General features: G+C 74.6%; 19 protein-coding genes. 6 read left to right on the forward strand and 13 right to left on the reverse strand.

Going from position 1 to position 19,675, the window contains the following annotated elements; all coding sequences use genetic code 11:
* Positions 1 to 385: 385 nt before the first annotated feature.
* Genes FB00_RS14845 through FB00_RS14855 form a run of 3 tightly spaced genes read right to left on the reverse strand, consistent with a single transcriptional unit; the run spans position 386 to position 2,471 of the window.
* Positions 386 to 1,213: a maleylpyruvate isomerase family mycothiol-dependent enzyme gene (locus FB00_RS14845; protein ID WP_197088824.1), complete on the reverse strand. Its 828-nt coding sequence runs from the start codon at positions 1,211 to 1,213 to the stop codon at positions 386 to 388.
* Positions 1,210 to 1,899, reverse strand: coding sequence for a pyridoxine/pyridoxamine 5'-phosphate oxidase (locus FB00_RS14850; protein ID WP_047233710.1), 690 nt, complete (start codon positions 1,897 to 1,899; stop codon positions 1,210 to 1,212). The genes FB00_RS14845 and FB00_RS14850 overlap by 4 nt, the downstream gene beginning before the upstream one ends.
* On the reverse strand, positions 1,896 to 2,471 hold the full coding sequence (locus FB00_RS14855; protein WP_047233734.1) for a TetR/AcrR family transcriptional regulator: 576 nt from the start codon (positions 2,469 to 2,471) through the stop codon (positions 1,896 to 1,898). Before FB00_RS14855 ends, FB00_RS14850 begins: the two co-directional genes overlap by 4 nt.
* 122 nt (positions 2,472 to 2,593) lie before the next feature.
* Between FB00_RS14855 and FB00_RS14860 the strand changes: the two genes are divergently transcribed.
* Positions 2,594 to 4,006 carry an MFS transporter gene (locus FB00_RS14860; RefSeq protein WP_231581873.1) on the forward strand — a complete coding sequence of 471 codons (1,413 nt, stop codon included), beginning with the start codon at positions 2,594 to 2,596 and terminating at the stop codon, positions 4,004 to 4,006.
* Positions 4,007 to 4,020: 14 nt separating this feature from the next.
* On the opposite strand, the gene FB00_RS14865 is transcribed toward FB00_RS14860, so the two are convergent.
* Positions 4,021 to 5,199 carry an aminopeptidase P family protein gene (locus FB00_RS14865; RefSeq protein WP_047233711.1) on the reverse strand — a complete coding sequence of 393 codons (1,179 nt, stop codon included), beginning with the start codon at positions 5,197 to 5,199 and terminating at the stop codon, positions 4,021 to 4,023.
* Between the two features lie 124 nt (positions 5,200 to 5,323).
* On the opposite strand from FB00_RS14865, the gene FB00_RS14870 reads away from it, so the two are divergent.
* Positions 5,324 to 5,704 carry a cupin domain-containing protein gene (locus FB00_RS14870; RefSeq protein ID WP_047233712.1) on the forward strand — a complete coding sequence of 127 codons (381 nt, stop codon included), beginning with the start codon at positions 5,324 to 5,326 and terminating at the stop codon, positions 5,702 to 5,704.
* Positions 5,705 to 5,781: 77 nt separating this feature from the next.
* On the opposite strand, the gene FB00_RS14875 is transcribed toward FB00_RS14870, so the two are convergent.
* The 6 genes from FB00_RS14875 to FB00_RS14900 form a co-directional block, all read right to left on the reverse strand.
* Complete coding sequence (locus tag FB00_RS14875; RefSeq protein WP_047233713.1) at positions 5,782 to 6,717, reverse strand: NADP-dependent oxidoreductase; 936 nt, start codon at positions 6,715 to 6,717, stop codon at positions 5,782 to 5,784.
* 102 nt (positions 6,718 to 6,819) lie between these two features.
* Positions 6,820 to 7,227 (reverse strand): VOC family protein, encoded by a 408-nt coding sequence (locus FB00_RS14880; RefSeq protein WP_047233714.1) that lies wholly within the window; start codon positions 7,225 to 7,227, stop codon positions 6,820 to 6,822.
* 68 nt (positions 7,228 to 7,295) lie between these two features.
* Positions 7,296 to 8,603 carry an amidohydrolase family protein gene (locus FB00_RS14885; protein ID WP_331386748.1) on the reverse strand — a complete coding sequence of 436 codons (1,308 nt, stop codon included), beginning with the start codon at positions 8,601 to 8,603 and terminating at the stop codon, positions 7,296 to 7,298.
* Positions 8,600 to 9,856 carry a YncE family protein gene (locus tag FB00_RS23025; protein ID WP_047233715.1) on the reverse strand — a complete coding sequence of 419 codons (1,257 nt, stop codon included), beginning with the start codon at positions 9,854 to 9,856 and terminating at the stop codon, positions 8,600 to 8,602. Before FB00_RS23025 ends, FB00_RS14885 begins: the two co-directional genes overlap by 4 nt.
* A 114-nt stretch (positions 9,857 to 9,970) precedes the next feature.
* Positions 9,971 to 10,480, reverse strand: coding sequence for a nitroreductase/quinone reductase family protein (locus tag FB00_RS14895; protein ID WP_047233716.1), 510 nt, complete (start codon positions 10,478 to 10,480; stop codon positions 9,971 to 9,973).
* Positions 10,481 to 10,563: 83 nt separating this feature from the next.
* The gene (locus FB00_RS14900) at positions 10,564 to 13,266 is read right to left on the reverse strand and encodes an ATP-dependent DNA ligase (protein ID WP_047233717.1); all 2,703 of its coding nucleotides are present in this window, start codon (positions 13,264 to 13,266) and stop codon (positions 10,564 to 10,566) included.
* A gap of 254 nt (positions 13,267 to 13,520) precedes the next feature.
* Between FB00_RS14900 and FB00_RS14905 the strand changes: the two genes are divergently transcribed.
* Positions 13,521 to 14,219, forward strand: coding sequence for a GTP pyrophosphokinase (locus FB00_RS14905; protein WP_082141365.1), 699 nt, complete (start codon positions 13,521 to 13,523; stop codon positions 14,217 to 14,219).
* A gap of 48 nt (positions 14,220 to 14,267) precedes the next feature.
* Here the strand turns inward: FB00_RS14905 and FB00_RS14910 are convergent, their stop codons facing one another.
* Positions 14,268 to 15,074, reverse strand: coding sequence for an ABC transporter permease (locus FB00_RS14910; protein WP_047233719.1), 807 nt, complete (start codon positions 15,072 to 15,074; stop codon positions 14,268 to 14,270).
* Complete coding sequence (locus tag FB00_RS14915) at positions 15,071 to 16,042, reverse strand: ABC transporter ATP-binding protein (protein WP_047233720.1); 972 nt, start codon at positions 16,040 to 16,042, stop codon at positions 15,071 to 15,073. The genes FB00_RS14910 and FB00_RS14915 overlap by 4 nt, the downstream gene beginning before the upstream one ends.
* A gap of 172 nt (positions 16,043 to 16,214) precedes the next feature.
* Here FB00_RS14915 and FB00_RS14920 point away from each other — a divergent pair, with 172 nt between their 5' ends.
* Both FB00_RS14920 and FB00_RS14925 read left to right on the forward strand, forming a co-directional pair.
* Entirely contained in the window at positions 16,215 to 17,417 is a 1,203-nt protein-coding gene (locus FB00_RS14920; RefSeq protein ID WP_052877709.1) for a sensor histidine kinase, read from the forward strand.
* Positions 17,414 to 18,082 carry a response regulator gene (locus FB00_RS14925; protein WP_047233721.1) on the forward strand — a complete coding sequence of 223 codons (669 nt, stop codon included), beginning with the start codon at positions 17,414 to 17,416 and terminating at the stop codon, positions 18,080 to 18,082. The genes FB00_RS14920 and FB00_RS14925 overlap by 4 nt, the downstream gene beginning before the upstream one ends.
* A gap of 6 nt (positions 18,083 to 18,088) precedes the next feature.
* On the opposite strand, the gene FB00_RS14930 is transcribed toward FB00_RS14925, so the two are convergent.
* Positions 18,089 to 18,391: a DUF1905 domain-containing protein gene (locus tag FB00_RS14930; RefSeq protein WP_047233722.1), complete on the reverse strand. Its 303-nt coding sequence runs from the start codon at positions 18,389 to 18,391 to the stop codon at positions 18,089 to 18,091.
* Positions 18,392 to 18,515: 124 nt separating this feature from the next.
* Between FB00_RS14930 and FB00_RS14935 the strand changes: the two genes are divergently transcribed.
* Entirely contained in the window at positions 18,516 to 19,559 is a 1,044-nt protein-coding gene (locus tag FB00_RS14935; RefSeq protein WP_047233723.1) for a Ku protein, read from the forward strand.
* The last annotated feature ends 116 nt before the right edge of the window (positions 19,560 to 19,675 follow it).

Consider the following 19,675-nt stretch of genomic DNA (forward strand, 5'->3'; position numbering starts at 1 on the left):
GGACGTCTCGCCCCTCGTGGCGCGGCCTTTCCACGCCGAGGTAGGACCGTGGTCGCGTGAGGTAGAGCCGTGGTCGCGCGAGGTAGAGCCGTGGTTCGTGTGCTCGACGGCGTGTGGCCGGGTTGGGTGGTCGGGGTGGGTGGTGGTGCCGCGTCTACCATCCGCCGCTCGTTCCTCGCGGCTCCCGCCAGGCCCGCCACGACGCGGCACCACCACCCACCCCGCCCTACGTCGTCTCGCCCTGGTCGTTGCTCACCCGGGCTACCACCCGCGGCGTCGGTTCGTCCGCGTCGTCGCCCGTACGTCGCCGCTGAGCCGCGCGCGGGCCTGCGCGCCTACCGTCGTTCTCCCTGGGCGGGCAGAGGTCTCTCGCGTGACCTGGGTTCTACCTCGGCGGGGAGTAGGGCGAGGGCCAGGGGCCGATCTGGGGGAGGGCCGTCGGTTCGCCGGCGCGGAAGGCGTCGGGCTCGGCGCCGGGGGTGCGGCCCGCGAGCCAGGCGGCGACGTCGGTCAGGCGACCCCGGACGACGACACCGGCTCGCGCGTCGAACCCGGGGTCGCTCCCCACGGGAGTCTCCGAGTGGGGACCTGTCCCAGGTTCGGCAGCGAGGCGAAGGCCGCCCGGGCCCACCCTCAGCCGGGTGGGCTCGTCGGCGAGCTCGACCAGGACGTCGTCCGGGAGGCGGACCCCGAGGAAGTCGAGGAGGTGGAGTCCGAGCGCGCGCGGCCAGGTGTCGAGGTCGAGCCCGGCGTCGAGGTCGACGGCGTGGATCCGGACCTCGCGCCACCATGCGACGAGCGCGTCCACGACGGTCCCGTCGCGGTAGGTGACGCGCGCGTCCCAGCCCGGCGAGCCGGCGGGGGGCCAGGCCGCGTCGAGACGCTCGGCGAGCGACTCGAGCGCGTGCACGTGCTCCGCGACCGACCGGCGCGCGCCCGCCTGGATGCCGGCCTCCCGGCCGGCCGCTCCGCCGTCGTAGACCTCGACGAGCTCGCCGTGGGCGGCCCGCTCCGCCTGGCGGGCCATGGCCTTGCCGATCGCCGTGACGTGCGCGAGCACGTGGCTGCGCGACCAGCCGGGCAGGGCGGACGGGCCCGCGAGGCCGGCGTCGTCGAGGTCACGCGTCGCTGCGGTGACGGCGTCGAGGGCGGCGCGCGCGTCGCGACGCACCTCCTCGACGTCCGGCGCGACGGGTGCGGTGGGATTGGTCACGGCCACAGGAGCTCCTTCGTCCAGGGATGAGGTGTCGCGGTTCCCGCTTCGGTCGACGCGGTGTAGCGCAGGCGGGTCTGGCCGTCGGGCGAGGATGCCCAGAACTCGACGCTCGTCGGCTCGAGCGCGTACGACGCCCAGGCGTCGAGCACGAGCCCGGGCTGGGCGCGGACCTGCGCGAGCGCGGCGTCCCACGCGGTCCGGTAGGCGTCCGGTGACGCGAGTGGGGCGCTCTGCGGCCCGGCGAGCGCGGTGGCACGGGAGAAGTCGGAGCGGGCGAGGAAGTCGGCGGCCGACGCCTCGGGTCCGAGCGGGACGACCGGTCCGCGCACCCGGACCTGGCGACCGTGCTCGCGCCAGAAGAACGTCAGCGCGGCGTGCGGGTTCTGCGCGAGCGCGACGCCCTTGGGCGAGTCGGCGCGCGTGGCGAAGACCCAGCCGTCGCCGTCGACGTCCTTGAGGATCAGCGTCCGGGCGTCGACCCGGCCGCTCGCGTCGGCGGTCGAGAGCGTCGCGGCATGCGGTGCGGGCAGGCCGGCGCCGATCGCCTCGTCGAGCCAGCCGACGAAGAGCGTGCTCGGCTCCTCGGGCGCTGCGTCGACGTCGAGGCCGGGCAGGTCGGCGCCGAACACCGGGAGCGCGCGCAGGCGCTCGCGCAGGGACGGGCGGTCGGGGGTGCCGGTCATGTGTCCTCCAGCGGGTCGGCGGGGCGGGGGTCGAGCAGCGCGACGAAGCCCCGCGCGGCGGCGGTCATCGCGTCCGGGTCGTCGAGGGCGCGCGCGAGGACGTACCCGCCCTGCACGATCGCCACGGCGGCGTGCGCACGGTCGCGGGCGGCGTCGTCGGGCAACCCGTCCTCGGTGAGGACGGTGGTGGCCAGCTCGACGAGCCCGCGGAAGTAGGCGTGGACCTCCGCGGCGAGCTCGGCGTCGTCCATGACGGCCTGGTCGCTCACGAGGCGGCCGACCTTGCACCCGGCGAGCGCGGGGCGCGGCCGCTCGAGGTAGCGGACCAGGCGCTCGACGGCGGACCCGCCCGCGTCGAGGTCGCGGTGCGCGGCGTCGAGGCCGGCCGTCGTCGTGGCGTGCACGGCGGCCGCGGCGAGGTCGTGCTTGGTGGGGAAGTGGTGGTAGAGGCTGCCTTGGCCCACGCCGCTCGCGGCGAGGACCTGGCGTGGGCTGGTCGCGCCGACGCCCTGGGCCCAGAACAGGTCCTGCGCGGCCGCGACGAGCCGCTCGCGGGCGTCGGTCGTCGTCATGCTGACCACCGTACCTACCTCTAGGTATGGTGTCGAGTCGTCGCTCCTCGGACCACCTCGCGTCACACCTCGCCGTCGCGCTCGGTCGGGACGGCATGAGAGTCGAGTCGTACGGTGGGTCGGTGACGGTGCAGCAGCGGGTGCTGGTGGTCGCGGTCCTCGCGTCGTTCGTGTCGTTCCTGGACGGCTCGGTGGTCAACGTCGCGCTGCCCGCGATCTCCGCCGAGCTGACGACCGGTCCGGTCACGGGCCTTGCGCTGCAGCAGTGGGTCGTCGACGCCTACATGATCACGCTCGGTGCCCTCATCCTCCTGGCGGGCTCCCTGTCCGACGTGCACGGCCGGCGCCGCATCATGGCGATCGGCCTCGTCGGCTTCGCGGCGACGTCGGTCGCGTGCGCGCTCGCACCCGACGGGCTGTTCCTCGTCGTCGCGCGCGGGCTCCAGGGCGTCGCGGGCGCGCTGCTCGTGCCGAGCTCGCTCGCCATGATCATCTCGACCTTCGACGGCGAGCGGCAGTCCCGCGCGATCGGCTCCTGGACCGCGTGGACCAGCACCGCGTCGCTCGTCGGGCCGCTGCTCGGCGGGATCCTCATCGACACGATCTCGTGGCGCTGGGTGTTCTGGATCAACGTGCTGCCCGTCGCGGTGACGCTGTGGCTGCTGCGCGGGGTGCCGCGGTCCGCCGCGGAGGAGCCGGGGGCCGCGGGTGGCCCAGACGGGCGCCGGCGCATCGACGTCGCCGGGGCGACGCTCGCGGCGGTCGGGCTCGCGGGCACCGTGTTCGCGCTCATCGAGCAGGGCCGGTTCGGCTGGGCGAGCCCGGTCGTGTGGGGGCCCTGCCTCGTCGGCGTGGCGTGCCTCGTCGTGTTCGTGTGGTGGGAGCGGCGCGCCCCCGACCCCATGCTGCCGCCGCGGCTCTTCCGCGTGCGCAACTTCGCGTGGGGCAACCTCGCGACCGCCGCGATCTACGGCGCGCTGTACTTCGGCGGGTTCGTCGTCACACTGTTCCTCCAGCAGATCGGCGGGTACAGCGCCACCGCCGCCGGGCTCGCGCAGCTCCCCGTGACGCTCGTGCTCCTCGCGCTGTCCACGCGGTTCGGGGCGCTCGCGGGCCGGTACGGCCCGCGCCTGTTCATGACCCTCGGGCCGATCGTGGGCGGGGCGGGCTACCTCCTCCTGCTCACGACGACCGACGACGCCGTCTACGTCACCCAGGTCCTCCCGGGCCTCGTGCTCTTCGGCCTCGGCCTCGCGATGACGGTGGCGCCCTTGACGTCCGCGATCCTCGGCTCGATCCCCGCGTCCGACGCCGGCATCGGGTCGGCGGTGAACAACGCCGTGTCGCGCGTGGCGGGGCTCGTCGTCATCGCGTTCGCGGGCGTGATCGTCGGGGGCGTGCTCGACCTCGACGGCTTCCACCGCTCGCTCGTCGTCACCGCCGCGCTGCTGGTCCTGGGCGGCGTGCTGAGCTGGGTCGGCATCCGCAACGAGAAGGTGCGCGCGACCGCGGACGCCGTCTCCGGGGACCGCTGATCGGCCTGCGGCGCCTACCGCACCGTCTGGAGGTCGTGGGTCGAGGTGTTGAGGCGGCGCGCACCGTCGGGCGCGTCGGGCGGGAACGCGACGACGATGTCCTCGATCCGCACGCCGAACCGCCCGGGCAGGTAGATGCCCGGCTCGACGGAGAAGCACATGCCGGGCTCGATCGGGCGGTCCTCGCCCTCCACCATGTACGGCGGCTCGTGGGTCGTGGTGCCGATGCCGTGCCCGGTGCGGTGCACGAAGTACTCGCCGTAGCCCGCGTCGGCGATGACGGTGCGGGCCGCGCGGTCGACGTCCTGGCACGTCGCGCCCGGGCGCACGGCGTCGACCCCGGCCTGCTGGGCGCGACGCACGACGTCGTAGACCTCGCGCTGCTGTGCCGCCAGGGCGTCGTCGGTGCCGCCCTCGACCAGGACCGTGCGCGTCGTGTCGGAGCCGTAGCCGTCGCGCAGCCCGCCGAAGTCGAGGACGACGAGGTCGCCCGGCTCGATGACCCGGTCGCCCGCGTCGTGGTGCGGGTCGGCGCCGTTCGGCCCCGCGCACACGAGCGTGAAGTCGACCTGCTCGTGCCCGTGCTCGCGCAGGAACCGGTCGAGGTCGGCGGCGACGTCCCGCTCGCGCCGGCCCGCGAACGCGACCTCGCGGATCTGGGCGAACGCCGCGTCGGCGGCGGCGCCCGCCGCGGCGAGGCGCTCGACCTCCTGCGCGTCCTTGACGGCGCGCAGCGTCGGTACGGCGTCGGTGAACGCGGTGAAGCGCGCGTCCGGGAGCGCCCGCTGGAGCCCGAGCACGTGCAGCGCCCACGTCGAGTCCGAGACGGCGTAGGTGCCGGTCCCGTCGAGGAGCCGCGCCGCGGCGGCGTGCTCGTCGTCGCCGTCGCGCCAGGTCACGACGTCGAGCCCGTCCGCGCCCGGGGCCGAGACCAGGTCGCCCCGCTCGAGCAGCGGCACGACGACGGACGCGCTGCCCTCCGCGCCCGGTTCGCCCGCGGGGATCGCGAGCAGCGTGAGGCGCTCGGTGTCCGGCGGGGCGTAGCCGGTGAAGTAGGCGAGGTCGGGGCCGGGCGAGACGAGGAGCCCTGCCAGGCCCGCCTCGCGGGCGTGCGCGGCGGCGCGCTCACGGCGGGCGGCGTAGACCTCGGGGCCGAACGCGGCCCCCGGACGTGCGGCGTCGGTGCTGCTCATGGTGACAGCGTGGCACCGCTCACCCGCGAGATCGACCCGAACGGCCCGACGTCGACCCTCTGAAGGTCGATCTCGGACGTGCAGGTCGATCTCGTGGCGGGCAGGGGAGTGGCAGGGTGGGCACATGACCGACGTGCGCAACCTCTTCGCCGCCCTCGACGCGTTCGACGGGCACTGGCAGCCGCACCGCGTGACGAGCCTCAACGACGAGGACGTCAAGGTGGTCAAGGTGCTCGGCGAGTTCGTCTGGCACACCCACCCCGAGACCGACGAGCTGTTCCTCGTGCTCGCGGGCGAGCTGACGATCGACGTGCGCGAGGGCGGGGTCGAGCGTGCGGTCGTGCTGGGGCCGCACGACCTGTTCGTCGTGCCGCGCGGCGTCGAGCACCGCCCGCGGGCCGCCGTCGAGACCTCCGCGGTGCTCGTCGAGCGCCGGGGGACGGTGAACACGGGGGACGCGGGCGGCGACCTGACCTCGCCGGTGCGCGAGCTGCCGGACGCCTGACGACGGCGAGATCGACCCGAGCGGCCGAGATCGACCCTCGGTGGGTCGACCTGGCGACGCTCGGGTCGATCTGCCGCTCAGACCCGGACGACGACCTTCCCGCGCACGTGGCCCGACTGGCTCGCGCGGTGCGCGTCGGCGGCGTCGGCGAGGTCGAACACCTCCGCGACCTCAGGACGCAGCAGGCCCTCGTCGCCGAGGCGCGCGAGCTCCGCGAGGTCCGCCGCGTCGGGGCGCACCCACACGTAGTGCCCGCCGAGCTCGTCGCGGGCGCGGGCGTCCGTGATCGAGGCGACCGTGCCGCCGTCGCGCAGGACCTGGGGCACCGAGTCGAGCGCGTCGCCGCCCACGTAGTCGAGGACGACCTCGACGCCCTCCGGCGCGAGCGCCCGGACGCGGTCCGCGAGCCCGTCGCCGTACGTGACCGGCTCGGCGCCGAGCGAGCGGAGGAAGTCGTGGTTGCGCTCCGACGCCGTGCCGATCACGCGTGCGCCGAGGGCCCGCGCGATCTGGACGGCGAACGACCCCACGCCGCCGGCCGCGGCGTGCACGAGCACCGTCTGCCCCTCGGCGACGCCTGCGCGCCGGATCGTCTGGTACGCCGTCAGACCCGCGAGCGGCACCGCGGCCGCCTCCTCGAACGACCACGCGGCGGGCTTGCGCGCGAGCGTGCGCACCGGCGCCGCGACGAGCTCCGCGAACGTCCCGCCCGAGACCTCGCCGCCGATCACGTCCTTGCGCACGTAGCCGTACACCTCGTCGCCCACCTGGAGCTCGGGGGTGTCCAGCCCGACGCGCTCGACGACGCCCGCGACGTCCCACCCGGGGACGACGGGGAAGGCCACGTCCATGATCTGGTCGAGGTAGCCCTCGCGGACCTTCCAGTCCACCGGGTTGACGCTCGCGGCGCGCACACGCACGAGCACGGAGTCGGGCCCGACCTTGGGGGTCGGGAGGTCGGTCGTCTCGAGGACGTCGGGGCCGCCGTAGCGGGAGTAGGTGATGGCTCGCATGACGGCGGCAACGGCACGCGCGCCCGCTCGATTCCCGGTCTGCCGGGGGAGAGGCGCGGGTCACACCGGTGCGCACGCCCGTCGCGTCGTCCCTCAGGGCGGTCAGCCCTCGAACGCCGTCGGGTCCATGAAGAGGACCTCCCACTGGTGGCCGTCGAGGTCGGCGAAGCTCCGCGAGTACATGAACCCGCCCTCCTCCTGCGGGTCCTTGACCGCGGTGGCGCCGGCGGCGAACGCCGCGTCGGCGAGCCGGTCGACCTCGGCCCGGCTGTCGACGCTCAGCGCGTTGATGACCTCGGTCGTCGCGGTCGCGTCGGCGACGGACTTGTTCGTGAACTGCTTCGCGAACTCCTCGGTGAGGAGCATGACGTAGATAGTGTCGCTGATGACGATCGAGGAGGCGTTCTCGTCCGTGAACTGCTCGTTCACCGAGTACCCGAGCGCCGTGTAGAACGCCTTGGAGGCGTCGAGGTCCTTGACGGGCAGGTTGACGAAGATCTGCGTGCTCATGAGTGCGCCTCCGGCATCGTGGGCGGTTCGCCCGGTACGTGGTGTCGTGGGGGTAGACGACAGGTCCCTCATGAACTCATCGCCCGGCCGCGCACGAGTCGCGGCCGGGCGACGGAGCGCCGCGGCGCCTCAGGCGAGCACGTCGCCGTCGCGCGCGACGACCCGGCCGGCCGCGACGACGAGCGCGCGGCGCGGGGCGCGCACGACGGCGTCGGGCACGTTCTCGGCGTCGACGAGCACGACGTCCGCGGGGCCCCGACGACGAGGTCGTGCACGTCGCGGCCGACGAAGCGCGCGGCGTCGGACGTCGCGATGCGCGCCGCGGTGGCGAGCTCCTCGTCGTACCGGAAGCGCGACAGGCGCGCGAGCTGCGTCGTGAGGGCGAGGAGGTCCCCGGTCCCGTACGGCGACCACAGGTCACGGATCCCGTCGGTGCCGAGCCCGACGGCGACGCCCGCGGCACGCAGCGCGTGCACGGGCAGGGGCGCGGCGCCGATCGGCGCGACGGTCGTCATGGTGATGCCGGCCTCGCCCATCGCGGCGACGAGGTCCGCCTGGCGCGACGCCGGGACGTCGCCGACCGCGAAGCCGTGCGCGACGTTGACCTTGCCCTGGAGCCCCGCGCGCAGCGTGCGGTCGATCATGAGCTCGACCTGGAACGCGCCGAGGTCGCCGCCGTCGTGCAGGTGCACGTCGATGCCGACGCCGCGGCGCTCCGCGATCGCGAAGAGCCCGTCGAGCTGGCCGACCGGGTCGCGGTCGATCGACGCGGGGTCGAGCCCACCGATGTGCTCGGCCCCCGCGGCCGCGGCCGCGTCGAGCAGGTCCAGCACCCCGGGACGGCGCAGCACGCCGTCCTGCGGGAACGCGACGATCTCGGCGTGCACGGCGCCGCCGAGCGCCGCGAGCGCCTCGCGCACGACCTCGATGCCGCGCAGGCCCAGGCCGAGGTCGACGTCCACGTGGGTGCGGATCGCCGTCGTGCCGTGGCGCACGAACTCGCGCAGCACGGCGAGGGTGACGTCGACGCCGGGGATGCCGAGCTCGTCGCGGTGCGCGCGCTCGTGCGCGATGCGGCCCTGCGTCGTCGCCTCGCCCCCGTAGCTGACCCACGGCTTGCCCCACCAGCTCTTGTCCACGTGCGCGTGGGCGTTGACGAGACCGGGCAGCGCGAGCAGGCCGCGGCCGTCGACGACGCCGGCCGCGCCACCCGTCGGCGAGCCGGCCGGCGTGCCCGACGGCGCCGCGACGGCGGGGTCGTGCGGCGTCACCGCGGCGATGCGCCCGTCGGCGACGTGCAGGTCGACCCGCTCGCCGCCCCAGGGGCGGACGTCGCGCAGGACGGTGACGGTCTCGGGGGCGTTCGGGCTGGTCATGCGGCGGGTCCTTCCGGGAGCGGGACGACGACCTGGGGCCGTCCGGGGATCTGGATCTCGTACGTGGCGAGGGTGTCGAGGTCGACGACGGTCGCGCCGTCCCACGCCTCGGCCTGCGTGTAGCCGCCGGCGAGCACCGCGCTCAGGCCTCCGGTCGCGGGGTCGGTCCACGTGGTCGCGGTCTCGTGCCGGCGCGTCAGCGGCGCGACCTGCTCGGCCCCGGTCGCGGGGTCGAGCACCGTCACGTTCGGTCCGCCCGCGGCGTTGCCGAACGGGCCGTTGCCCACGACGACGACGCGACCGTCGGGAGTGCGCGCGACGCCGTGCTGGTGGCTGTCCGCCGCGGAGGGCACGCTCGTCGCCGTGCCGGTGGCCGGGTCGAGGCGGACCAGCACGCGGCCCTGGTAGGGGAGCAGGAGGGAGCCGTCGTCGTCGAGCACGGCGTAGTGCGGCTTCTCGAACGACGCGAGCCCGCCCTCGGTGCCGAACGGCGCGACCTCGATGCGCCGCGCCTCGAACGTCGTGGTGTCGACGACGTGCACGGAGAACTCGTCGTGGTCGACGGTGTAGACCTCGCTGCCGTCGGCCGCGACGAGCACGTCGAACGGACGCAGGCCCACGGGCGTGCTCGCGAGCACCTCGCGCGACGCGACGTCGATCGTCTCGAGCGTCGACGAGTCGCCGCGGTGGACGGCCACGTAGACGCGGGTGCCGTCGGGCGACACCGCGATGCCCATGCCGCCGCGGCGGTACTCGCCGAACCCGACCCGGGCGGGCGTGTCCCGGTAGGGGATCAGGTCGACGCGCTCGCGCGTGGCGAGGTCGACGACCGCGACCCCCTGCGCCGTCGAGACGTACGCGCGCATCGTCGGGGCGTGCACGGCGACGCCCCACGGCGCCGCCCCGACCTCGATGCGGTCGACGACGGCGCTGCCCTCGCGGATCGTCGGGTCGACGACGGCGAGCCCGTCGGACTCCGCCTCGGTCGCGAGCAGGTAGCGCGCGGGCGCCTCGACGGGCTCCTCGGGAGCCGCGGGCGCGTCCGACGGGTCGGGCGCAGGGGTCGGGGCGGGGGACGTGACGTCGGGGTTCGGCGTGGGATCGGGCGAGGCGGCGTCGCCCGCGCTGCCCGGAGAGCAGGCCGCGAGCGCCGCGACGACCGCGGCCGTCGCCCACGCCGTGACGACGTGCCGGGTGCGACGCGTGCGACGGCTCGGGGGCGCGGCACCACCGGGAGCGGAGAGGGGAGCCATGGCAAAATGGTATACCAATCACCCCGGCGAGCCTTCGCGACACCGCACGCGGTGACCCGACCGGGCCGGCGGCCACGTGACGACCCGGGAGGACGCGTCGGCAACGCTCCCGGCCTACGCGCGGTCGCCCGCCGGCGCCTCCACGGTCCGGGGCTCGAGGACGACGACCGCCGTCTCGGTCGGGCGCCGCGCGGCGAACCCGTCCAGCGCGTGGTCGAACGTGCGCCACCGCTCCCAGAGCCGGGCGCGCTCTGCTCCCCGGGCCGCCCGGCCGTGCACGGCACGCGTCTCGCCGTGCAGCTCGACGGTCGTGTCCGGGTGCGCCTGGAGGTTGAGCCACCACGCGGGCTCGGGCGCGGCCCAGCCGTTCATCGCGAGCGTGACGAGGTTCGGGCCGTCCTCGAAGTACCCGACGATCACGTCGTGCTCGCGGCCGGTGCGTCGCCCGACCGTGCGGAGCAGGAGCGTGCCCCACTTCTCGGGCTGCGGGCGCCACAGGCCGCGCCGGTGCCCGGTGACCCAGTAGTACGCGCGGTGCACGACCCAGGCCGTGCGGACGAACCAGCGCGGCGGGAGTCGCGGCGGACGCTCGGGGGCGGGAGGTGCGGAGGAGGTGTCGGTCATGGTCACCGTCCTGCGTCGGAGGGAAGCCGAGGAACCTCGACGCAGCAACGGTCCCGCGGGCCGGGGGGCGCGTCAACGGTCCGTCACCGGTCGAGCGTCGCGGGCTCCTCGCGCACGACGTCGGACGGCGACTTGTCGCGCCGCCACCCCTTCCACACGGGGTGCCGCAGCTTGCCGAACGGGATGTCATCGCCCTCGCCCTCGCCGGGCCCCGTCCACTCGGCGTAGACGACCTCGGCGACCCGACGCGGCGACACCCAGCGCGCGTCCCGCGCGTCCTCGCGGGGCACTCCTGTCGCGGGAGACGTCGTGCGCTCGATCCGGCCGAGCTCGGCGACGAGGTCGCGTCGTTCCGCGTCCGTGAAGCCCGACCCGACGCGGCCCACGTAGACCAGCCGGTCGCCGTCGGGCACGGCGAGCAGCAGCGACCCGACGAGGTGCGCCCGGTCGCCGTGCCCCGGCCGCCACCCCACGACGACGACCTCCTGCGACTGCGCGTGCTTGAGCTTGAGCCACAGCGCCGAGCGGCGGCCGGACGAGTAGGTGCCGTCGCGCCGCTTGGCGACGACGCCCTCCAGGCCGAGCCGCCTCGACGTCTCCATCGCCGCGTCGAGGTCGCCGTCGAACGCGGGTGGCACGTGGACCGGTGCGCGCGCGTCGCCTAGCACGTCCTCGAGCACCTCGCGCCGCTCGTCGTACGGGCGCTTGGCGAGCGACCGGCCCCCGGTCTCCAGGAGGTCGAACAGCATGAGGTCGACCGTGACCTTGCGCCGGGCCGCCGCGACGTCCCCCGGCTTGGCGATGTTCGCGCGCTGCTGGAGGCGCCGGAAGCTCGGCCGCCCTCGCGCGTCGAGCGCGACGATCTCGCCGTCCAGCACGACCGGCAGCGCCTCGGCCGGGACCTGCTCGGCGAGAGCCTGGAGCTCCGGGTACGTCACCGTCATGTCCTTGCCCGAGCGGCTCACGAGCCGCACCTGCCCGTGCGACACGTGCGCGAGCGTCCGGAACCCGTCCCACTTCATCTCGAACGCCCAGCCGTCGTCGTCGTGCAGGTCGCCCGCCGACGCGGGCGACGCGAGCATGGGTCGCCAGTCCGTCCGGGCCGGCGTTGGCTCGGCGTGATCGTGGTCGTGGTCGTGGTCGTGGTCGGGTTGGGTGGCGGGTGGGGCGCTCGCGCCGGGTCTACCATCCGCGCCTCGTTCCTCGGCGCTCCCGCCAGGCCCGCCACGACCCGGCGCGAGCGCCCCACCCGCCTTCTTCGTCTCGCCCTGGTCGCGGCCTCCCGCGGACGCCGCCCCCGAGGTGCCGCCGCGCGGGGCCATGAGGTGGATGAGCCAGTTGTCCTCGTCGCGGCCGTCGCGGCCGCCCGTGTGGATGAGCGCGAGGCGGCGCGTGCCGTGCTGCTCGCCGTGGAGGGTGACGATGACCTCCTTGCCGTCCCGCCACTTCTCCAGCTCGTACGTGCCGGCGTCCCAGATGGTCACCTCGCCCGCGCCGTACTCGCCCTTGGGGATCGTGCCCTCGAACGCCCCGTACGCGAGCGGGTGGTCCTCCGTCTGGACGGCGAGGTGGTTCTTCTTCGGGTCGGTCGGCTCGCCGCGGGGCAGCGCCCAGCTCACGAGGACGCCGTCGTGCTCGAGCCGGAAGTCCCAGTGCAGGCGCCTGGCGTGGTGCTCCTGGATGACGAAGCTGTTGCCCTCGCTCGCCGGTGGTGCCTCGTCCGGGACGGGCTCGGGCGTCCGCGCGGCGTCGCGCATCGAGCGGTAGCGGTGCAGGCGGTCGGGTCGCTCGTCGTCCCCGGACCCGGAGGCGTCCGCGCCGGCGTCGCCCGACGTCGCAGCGCCCTTGCGCTCGAACGTCGCCATGCGCTCGGGTGTGGGCTCGAGCGCGGCGAGGTGGCCCAGGGTGAGCGCGGCGAGGGGGTCGCCGATCGTCCGCACGCGCTCGACGACCTCGTCGGCGTCGAGGTGGCGGAGACCCGGGTCGTCGAGCTCCTCCCACGTGCGGGGGGCGGCGACGGTCGGGTGCTCGCGCCCCCGCAGGGAGTACGGTGCGATCGTCGTCTTGTTGCCGTTGTTCTGGCTCCAGTCGACGAGCACCTTGCCGCCGCGCAGCGACTTCTTCATGTCGCTCACGACGAGGTCGGGGTGCTCGGCCTCGAGGTAGCGCGCGAGCTCGTGCGCGACGTCGGACACGGCCGCGGCGTCCTGCTTGCCGTCGAGCGCGGCGTACAGGTGGATGCCCTTGGAGCCGCTCGTCACGGGCAGGGGGTCGAGCCCCATGCCCCGGAGGATCGTCCGGGCCAGGCGTGCGACCTCCGCGCACTCGGGCAGCCCGGCTCCCGGCCCAGGGTCGAGGTCGAGGACGAGCCGGTCGGGGTTGAGGTGGACCCCGGTGCGGCCGAACTGCCACTGCGGCACGTGCAGCTCGAGCGACGCCGTCTGGCCGAGCCAGGTGAGCGTCGCCAGGTCGTCCACGAGCACGTAGTCGTTCGCGCTGCTCTTGTGCTGGATGCGGCGCGTGCGGACCCACGACGGCACGCCCTGGCCCGCGTTCTTCTGGAAGAAGACCTGGCCCTCGACGCCGTCGGGCCAGCGCTTGCGCGTCGCGGGCCGGTGGGCGCAGTGGGGGAGCATGACGTCGGCGACGGCCGCGAGGTAGGCGAGCACGTCCGCCTTCGTCGTGCCGGTGGCGGGGTACAGGATCTTGTCGAGGTTCGTGAGCCGCAGGCGGTGGCCACCGACGTTCACCGTCTCGCCCGCGCCGCGGCTCGATGTGGTGGCCATGGGCCCATCGTGGCGCGCACGGGGCGGCGCCGCCTGCGGGGCGGGCCCGGACGAGGGACCAAGGGCCCTGTCCGCGGGCCGTCGCGGGAACTTCCCGGCGTCCCTGACCGTGCACACTGGAGGAGGCGGTCCGACCATCCGGGGAGACCGCCGGACGAGGCCGCACCGAGAGGACCACCGTGACGCACCTGACGACCGACGACGTCCCGCCCTCCGGGGAGATCCGTCCGCGGGTGCGCGAGTTCCGCCGGCTGATGATGACGTACAAGTTCGGCATCGACGAGGTGATGACCAAGATCACCGTCCTGCGCGACGAGTTCCGGCACATCCACGACTACAACCCCATCGAGCACCTCGGCTCGCGCCTGAAGTCGATCGACTCGATCTTCGCCAAGGCGCAGCGCAAGGGGATCCCGCTCACCCCGGAGGGCGTGCGGGAGAACATGTTCGACGTCGCGGGCGTGCGCGTGACGTGCAGCTTCGTCTCCGACATCTACCGCGTGCGCGACATGCTCGTCGGCCAGCGCGACCTCACCGTGCTCGAGGAGCGCGACTACATCGCGCACCCCAAGGGCAACGGCTACAAGAGCCTGCACCTCATCGTGAAGGTACCGGTCTTCCTCTCGGACCGGGTCGAGGACGTCGTCGTGGAGATCCAGCTCCGCACCATCGCCATGGACTTCTGGGCGAGCCTCGAGCACAAGATCTATTACAAGTACCAGCGCGACGTGCCCCAGCACCTCACCGACGCCCTCAAGCTCGCGGCCGACGTCGCGGCGACCCTCGACACGACGATGGAGCGCATCCACGACGAGGTCCGCGAGCTGGACGGCGAGGCCGAGCCCGTCGAGACCGCGGACGCGCTCGTGTCGCCGCGCGAGATGGTCGAGAACTTCATGAGAACGGTGCAGGTCGCCGACGAGGCCTTCCACGAGCGTCGCCACGACGGCTGACGCCGCCCGCCCGAGGGGCGAGCGGCGACCGCCGGCGGCGGGGCCAGATCAGGTCCAGCGGAACCAGCGCGCCGCGCCGGCGGCGCCCACCGCGACCGCGACGCCGAGCGCGACGAGGTGCGCGGCCGCCACGGGCTGCCCCGCCCACGCGTCGCCGAGCGCCTGCACCGCGGCGCCGAAGGGGAGCAGCTCCCCGACGCGCGCGACCGGCTCGGGAAGGTTCGACACGTCGCCGAACATGCCCCCGGTCGCCCCGAACGCGAAGAACGCGACGAGACCGAGCGCGAGCGCGGCGTTCGGGGTCGGCGCGACGGCGGCCACGAGCATCCCGACCGCGTACATCGCCGCCGACGCCAGGGCGAGCACGCCGAGCGCGACCCCGGGGGACGCCGGGAGCCGCGCGTCGAACGCGACCGTCGCGACGACGAGGGCGAGCGCGACACCCCCGGCGGTCTGGGCGACGCTCACCACGACCTGCGCGACGAGCACCATCGCGGGCGACGCGGGCGTGACGGACAGGCGCTTGAGGACGCCGGACCGCCGGTAGGAGGCGAGGAAGCTCGGCATGTTGATGACGCCGATGATGCCGACGACGATCGCGAGCACGACCGGGATCACGAAGACGTCGAACGCCGTCCTTCCCCCCGAGCCCGGGAGGACCATCGTCGTGGCGTCGCTGACGCCGTACATGACGAGGATCAGCACGGGCATGCCGAACGGCATGACGAGCCCGGCGGTGTCGCGCGCGACCATGCGGGCCTCGGCCCGGACAAGGGCGGCCCACGCGCGCGGCCCTGGCCTGCTCGGTGCGCGGCGCCCGGACGGCGTCGTGACGGCGGGGACGGCGGTGGTCATGCGGCCTCCTCGGTCGGGGCGGTCGTCGCGCGGGGCCCGCCCGACGGGTCGTCGGTGAGCGGGCGTCCCGTCAGCGCGAGGAACGCGTCGTCGAGCGTCGCGCGCTCGAGCCGGGTCTCCGTCGCGACGACGCCGGCCCGCACGAGCGCGGTGCTCACCTCCTGGAGCAGGTCGCCGCGGCCGGTCACCACGACCTGCTCGCCGCGGACCGCCACCTCCTCCACGCCGGGGAGTCGGTCCAGGAGCCCGGGCGGCAACGGCTCCGTGACGCGGAAGCGCACGCGCTGGTCGAGCCCGGCGGCCGCGACCAGCCCGGCCGGGGTGTCGTGCGCGACGACGCGGCCGCTCTCGAGGAGCGTGACGCGATCGCACAGCCGCTCGACCTCCTCCATGAGGTGCGACACGAGGAGCACGGTCGTGCCGCCGTCGCGCAGGTCCTCGACGACGCCCCACACCTGACGGCGTGCCTGCGGGTCGAGCCCGGTGGTGAGCTCGTCGAGGATCACGACGCGCGGGTCCCCGACGAGCGCGAGCACGATCGCGACCCGTTGCTGCTGACCCCCCGAGAGCCGCTCGTAGCGCACGTCCCGCTGTTCCTCGAGCCCCAGGGTCGCGACGAGCTCGTCGGGGTCGCGGCCCGCGCCGTAGAACGTGCGGTAGAGGTGCGCGAGCTCGCGCACCGTCAGCGCGCCGTGCAGGAACCCCGACTGGAGCTGCACCCCCAGCACCTGGCGCACCGCGGCGCGGTCCGTGAACGGGTCGAGGCCGAGCACGCGCACGGACCCGTGGTCGGGGCGGCGCACGCCCGCGACCATCTCGACCGTGGTCGTCTTGCCCGCCCCGTTGGGGCCGAGGATGCCCAGGACCTCGCCCTCGACGGCGACGAGGCCGACGTCGTCCACCGCCGTCGTCGACCCGCCCTTGCGGCGGTAGCGCTTCGTGAGGTTCCGTGCGTCGACGGCGTCCATGTCGTCCTCCTGCTCGTCCGCGGTGTGCCCGTGACCGGTCGGGGCGGTCCCGCCCAGGTGCTCCCTCGACGCTAGGGACCGGTGGGACCGGCCTGCGCGTGCCGGTCGTCACCGACGTCGCCCATGACTTCCGGCACGTCGCGCGCGGCCGGCGGGTCCGTAGGGTGGAGGGATGCGACGGACCGACCCGGAGGTGTGGGCGGGCGTCGCGATGCTCGTCGTCATCCTCGGCATCGGGGCGCTCGTCCCGATCGCCGCGCCCGGCGCCCTGACGGTCCCCGTCGTGGCCTGGCTCGCGGTGTTCGCGGCGTTCGTCCTGGTCACCGTGGTTATCGTCCTCGGGTCCGGGTTCGCGACGCCCCGCGCACGCACGCTGCTCGGCGCGCAGGTCGTGCTCGTCGCGACGCTCGTGCTCACGGCCCCGGGCGCGGGCTGGCTCCCGATCCTGCTCGTCGTCGTCGCGGCGCTGAGCGTGTACGTCGCCCCGGTGCCCGTCGTGGCCGTCGTCGTCGCCGTGAACGTCGTCGTCGTGGGGGTCGCGTCCGGCCTGCGCGGCTCTGTCACCGACGCCCTGCTCACCGCGACGATCTACCTGCTGCTCCAGGTCGCGAGCGTCGGCTCGACCCTCGCGCTCCAGCGCGAGCGGCGCATGCGCGAGCAGCTCGCCGTCGCGCACGTCGAGCTGCGGGCCGCTGCCGTGCTGCGCGACGAGTCGACGCGCTCCGAGGAGCGCCTGCGGATCGCGCGCGAGCTGCACGACGTCCTCGGCCACCAGCTCACCGTGCTCGCGCTCGAGCTCGAGACGGCGAGCCACCAGGACGGCGAGCGGGCCCGCGAGCACGTGGTGCGGGCCAAGGACGTCGCGCGCGAGCTGCTCGGCGACGTGCGCGCGACCGTCGGCGAGCTGCGGCGGCAGGCCCCGAGCCTGGAGGAGTCGCTCGGCTCGCTCGTCGGGCGGGTGACCGTGCCGCGCGTGCGGATCGCCGTCGACGACGACGTCACGGTCGACGAGGAGCAGACGGTCGTGCTCGTGCGCGTGGTCCAGGAGGCGCTGACCAACGCGATCCGGCACGCCGAGGCCACCGTGCTCGACGTCGCCGTCACCGCCGAGGAGGGCCGGGTGCGGCTCGTCGCGCAGGACGACGGGTGGGGCGCCGCCCGCGTGGAGCCGGGCAACGGCCTGCGGGGGATCGAGGAACGGGTCCGGGCCGCCGGCGGCACCGTCCGCCTCGACGGGCGGAGCGGGTTCCGGGTCGAGGTCGAGCTCGCCCCCGAGCACAGGGCCGCCCTCACCGAGCGCCGCCGCGCCGGGGGAGACGTTCGAGCGATCCCGCGGGGCACCGCCCCCGTGCGGCCGACGGTGCCGGGCGCATGAGCGACGCCGCGGTGCGCGTCCTTCTCGTCGACGACCAGACCCTCGTGCGGCAGGGGATCCGCAGCCTCCTCGAGCTCGCGCCCGACGTCGACGTCGTCGCCGAGGCCGAGGACGGGATGGCGGCGCTCGCGGCCGTGCGCGAGCACACGCCCGACGTCGTTCTGCTCGACCTGCGCATGCCGCGCCACGACGGGATCTGGGCTCTCGAGGCCCTGCGTGAGAGCGGCGACGACACCCCGGTGCTCGTGCTCACGACGTTCGACGACGACGCCCTCGTCCTGCGGGCGCTGCGGGCCGGCGCGCGCGGCTACCTCCTCAAGGACGTGACGCTCGAGCAGCTCACCGGAGCGGTCCGCACGCTCGCCTCCGGCGGCACGCTCGTGCAGCCGTCGATCACCGACCGCCTCCTGCGCGCGGTGCGGGCCGGGACGGTCCCCGCCGACGACCTGGACGACGGCGCCGGCCCCGTGCAGGAGCTGACCGACCGCGAGCTCGAGGTGCTCCGCCTCGTCGCGGCGGGGTTCTCCAACCGCGAGATCGCGCACGCGCTCTTCCTCGCCGAGGGGACCGTGAAGAACCACGTGTCGACCGTGCTGCTCAAGCTCGGGACGCGCGACCGCACGCGCGCGGTCCTGCGCGCGCTGCACGTCGGCCTGCTCGGCTGACGCCTGTCAGAGCAGGGTCTCGACGCCGATCGTCACCCGGTCGCCGACGTCGACGCCCTCGGCGCGGCGGACCGCGGCCTTGATGGGGACGACGAACGTCTTGCGCTGCGCGTCGGGGAACACCGACGTCGACCAGCGCTGCGCCCCGAGCGTCACCTCGACCTTGACGGAGCCGAACCCCGCGGGCGGCAGCGGCAGCTCCGCGATCTCGTCGCTCACGTCCTCCGGCAGCGCGGCGAACACCCAGCTGTCGGTGCGCGCCTCCCACCGCCACAGCTCTGCCTCGAACTCGAACCTGGTCCCCGCCACCCGATCATGGTGCCGCGGGCCACCCACACGCGCGGCGTCGTCGGGAAGCCCGCGGGCGTCGCCCGCACGCGAACCAGCGCCGCCACCCCTCGCGGGCGGGCGCGCGGCGCGCCACCATGGACGGATGAGGGCCATCTGGAAGGGCGCCATCACGTTCGGCCTCGTCAACGTCCCCGTCAAGGTGTACTCCGCGACGGAGGACCACGACGTGCCGCTGCACCAGGTCCACGACAAGGACGGCGGGCGCATCCGCTACCGGCGCGTGTGCGAGATCGACGGCGAGGTCGTGCCCTACGAGCACATCGACAAGGCGTACGACGACGGCGAGCGCACGGTCGTGCTCACGAGCGAGGACTTCGCCGCGCTCCCCGCCGAGCGCAGCCGCGAGATCGAGGTCGTCGAGTTCGTCCCGAGCGAGCAGATCGACCCGCTGCTGCTCGACCGCAGCTACTACCTGGAACCCGACTCCAAGTCCAACAAGGCGTACGTGCTCATGCGGCGCACGCTCGAGGAGACCGACCGCACGGCGATCGTGAAGTTCGCGCTGCGCCAGCGCACCCGGCTCGCCGCGATGCGCGTGCGCGACGACGTGCTCGTGCTCCAGACGCTGCTCTGGGCCGACGAGGTCCGCGAGGCGGCGTTCCCCTCGCTCGACGACGAGGCGAAGGTGACCGATAAGGAGCTCGCCATGTCGGCGCAGCTCGTCGCGAGCTTCGAGGCCGACTTCACGCCCGAGGAGTACGAGGACGACTACCAGGCGCAGCTCCGCCAGCTCATCGAGGCCAAGCTCGAGCAGGGCGACGCGCTCGACACCGCCGAGACCTTCGGCGAGCAGCCCGAGGAGGGCGAGGGCGCCGAGGTCATCGACCTGATGGAGGCCCTGCGCAAGTCCGTCGCGTCGTCGAAGAGCAGCCGTGCGAGCGGATCGGGGTCGTCCGGCGGGTCGACGGCGAAGGGCGGCTCGGCCCGCAAGGCCGCCTCGTCGTCGGGCAAGAGCTCCTCGGGCTCCCGGGCGAAGAGCACGGGGACCAAGGACGAGGGGTCGAAGCCCGCCGCCAAGAAGACCTCGAGCCGCTCGTCGTCGAAGGAGAAGACGACGGCGAAGACGACGGCGAAGACGACGGCGAAGACGACGGCGAGGACGACGCGGAAGAAGGCGTCCGCGTAGGGTCGCGACCCTGCTCCCGGCGCCGCTCCGCGCCGTGCGATGAGTTCGGTGCCCGGCGCGCGTCGGAACGGTGAGGACGGTGGTCCGGCCGCCCGTGAGACCTGCGACGAACGGAG

It is taken from the genome of Cellulosimicrobium funkei (assembly GCF_001019615.1).
GTDB classification, from domain to species: Bacteria; Actinomycetota; Actinomycetes; order Actinomycetales; family Cellulomonadaceae; genus Cellulosimicrobium; species Cellulosimicrobium cellulans_E.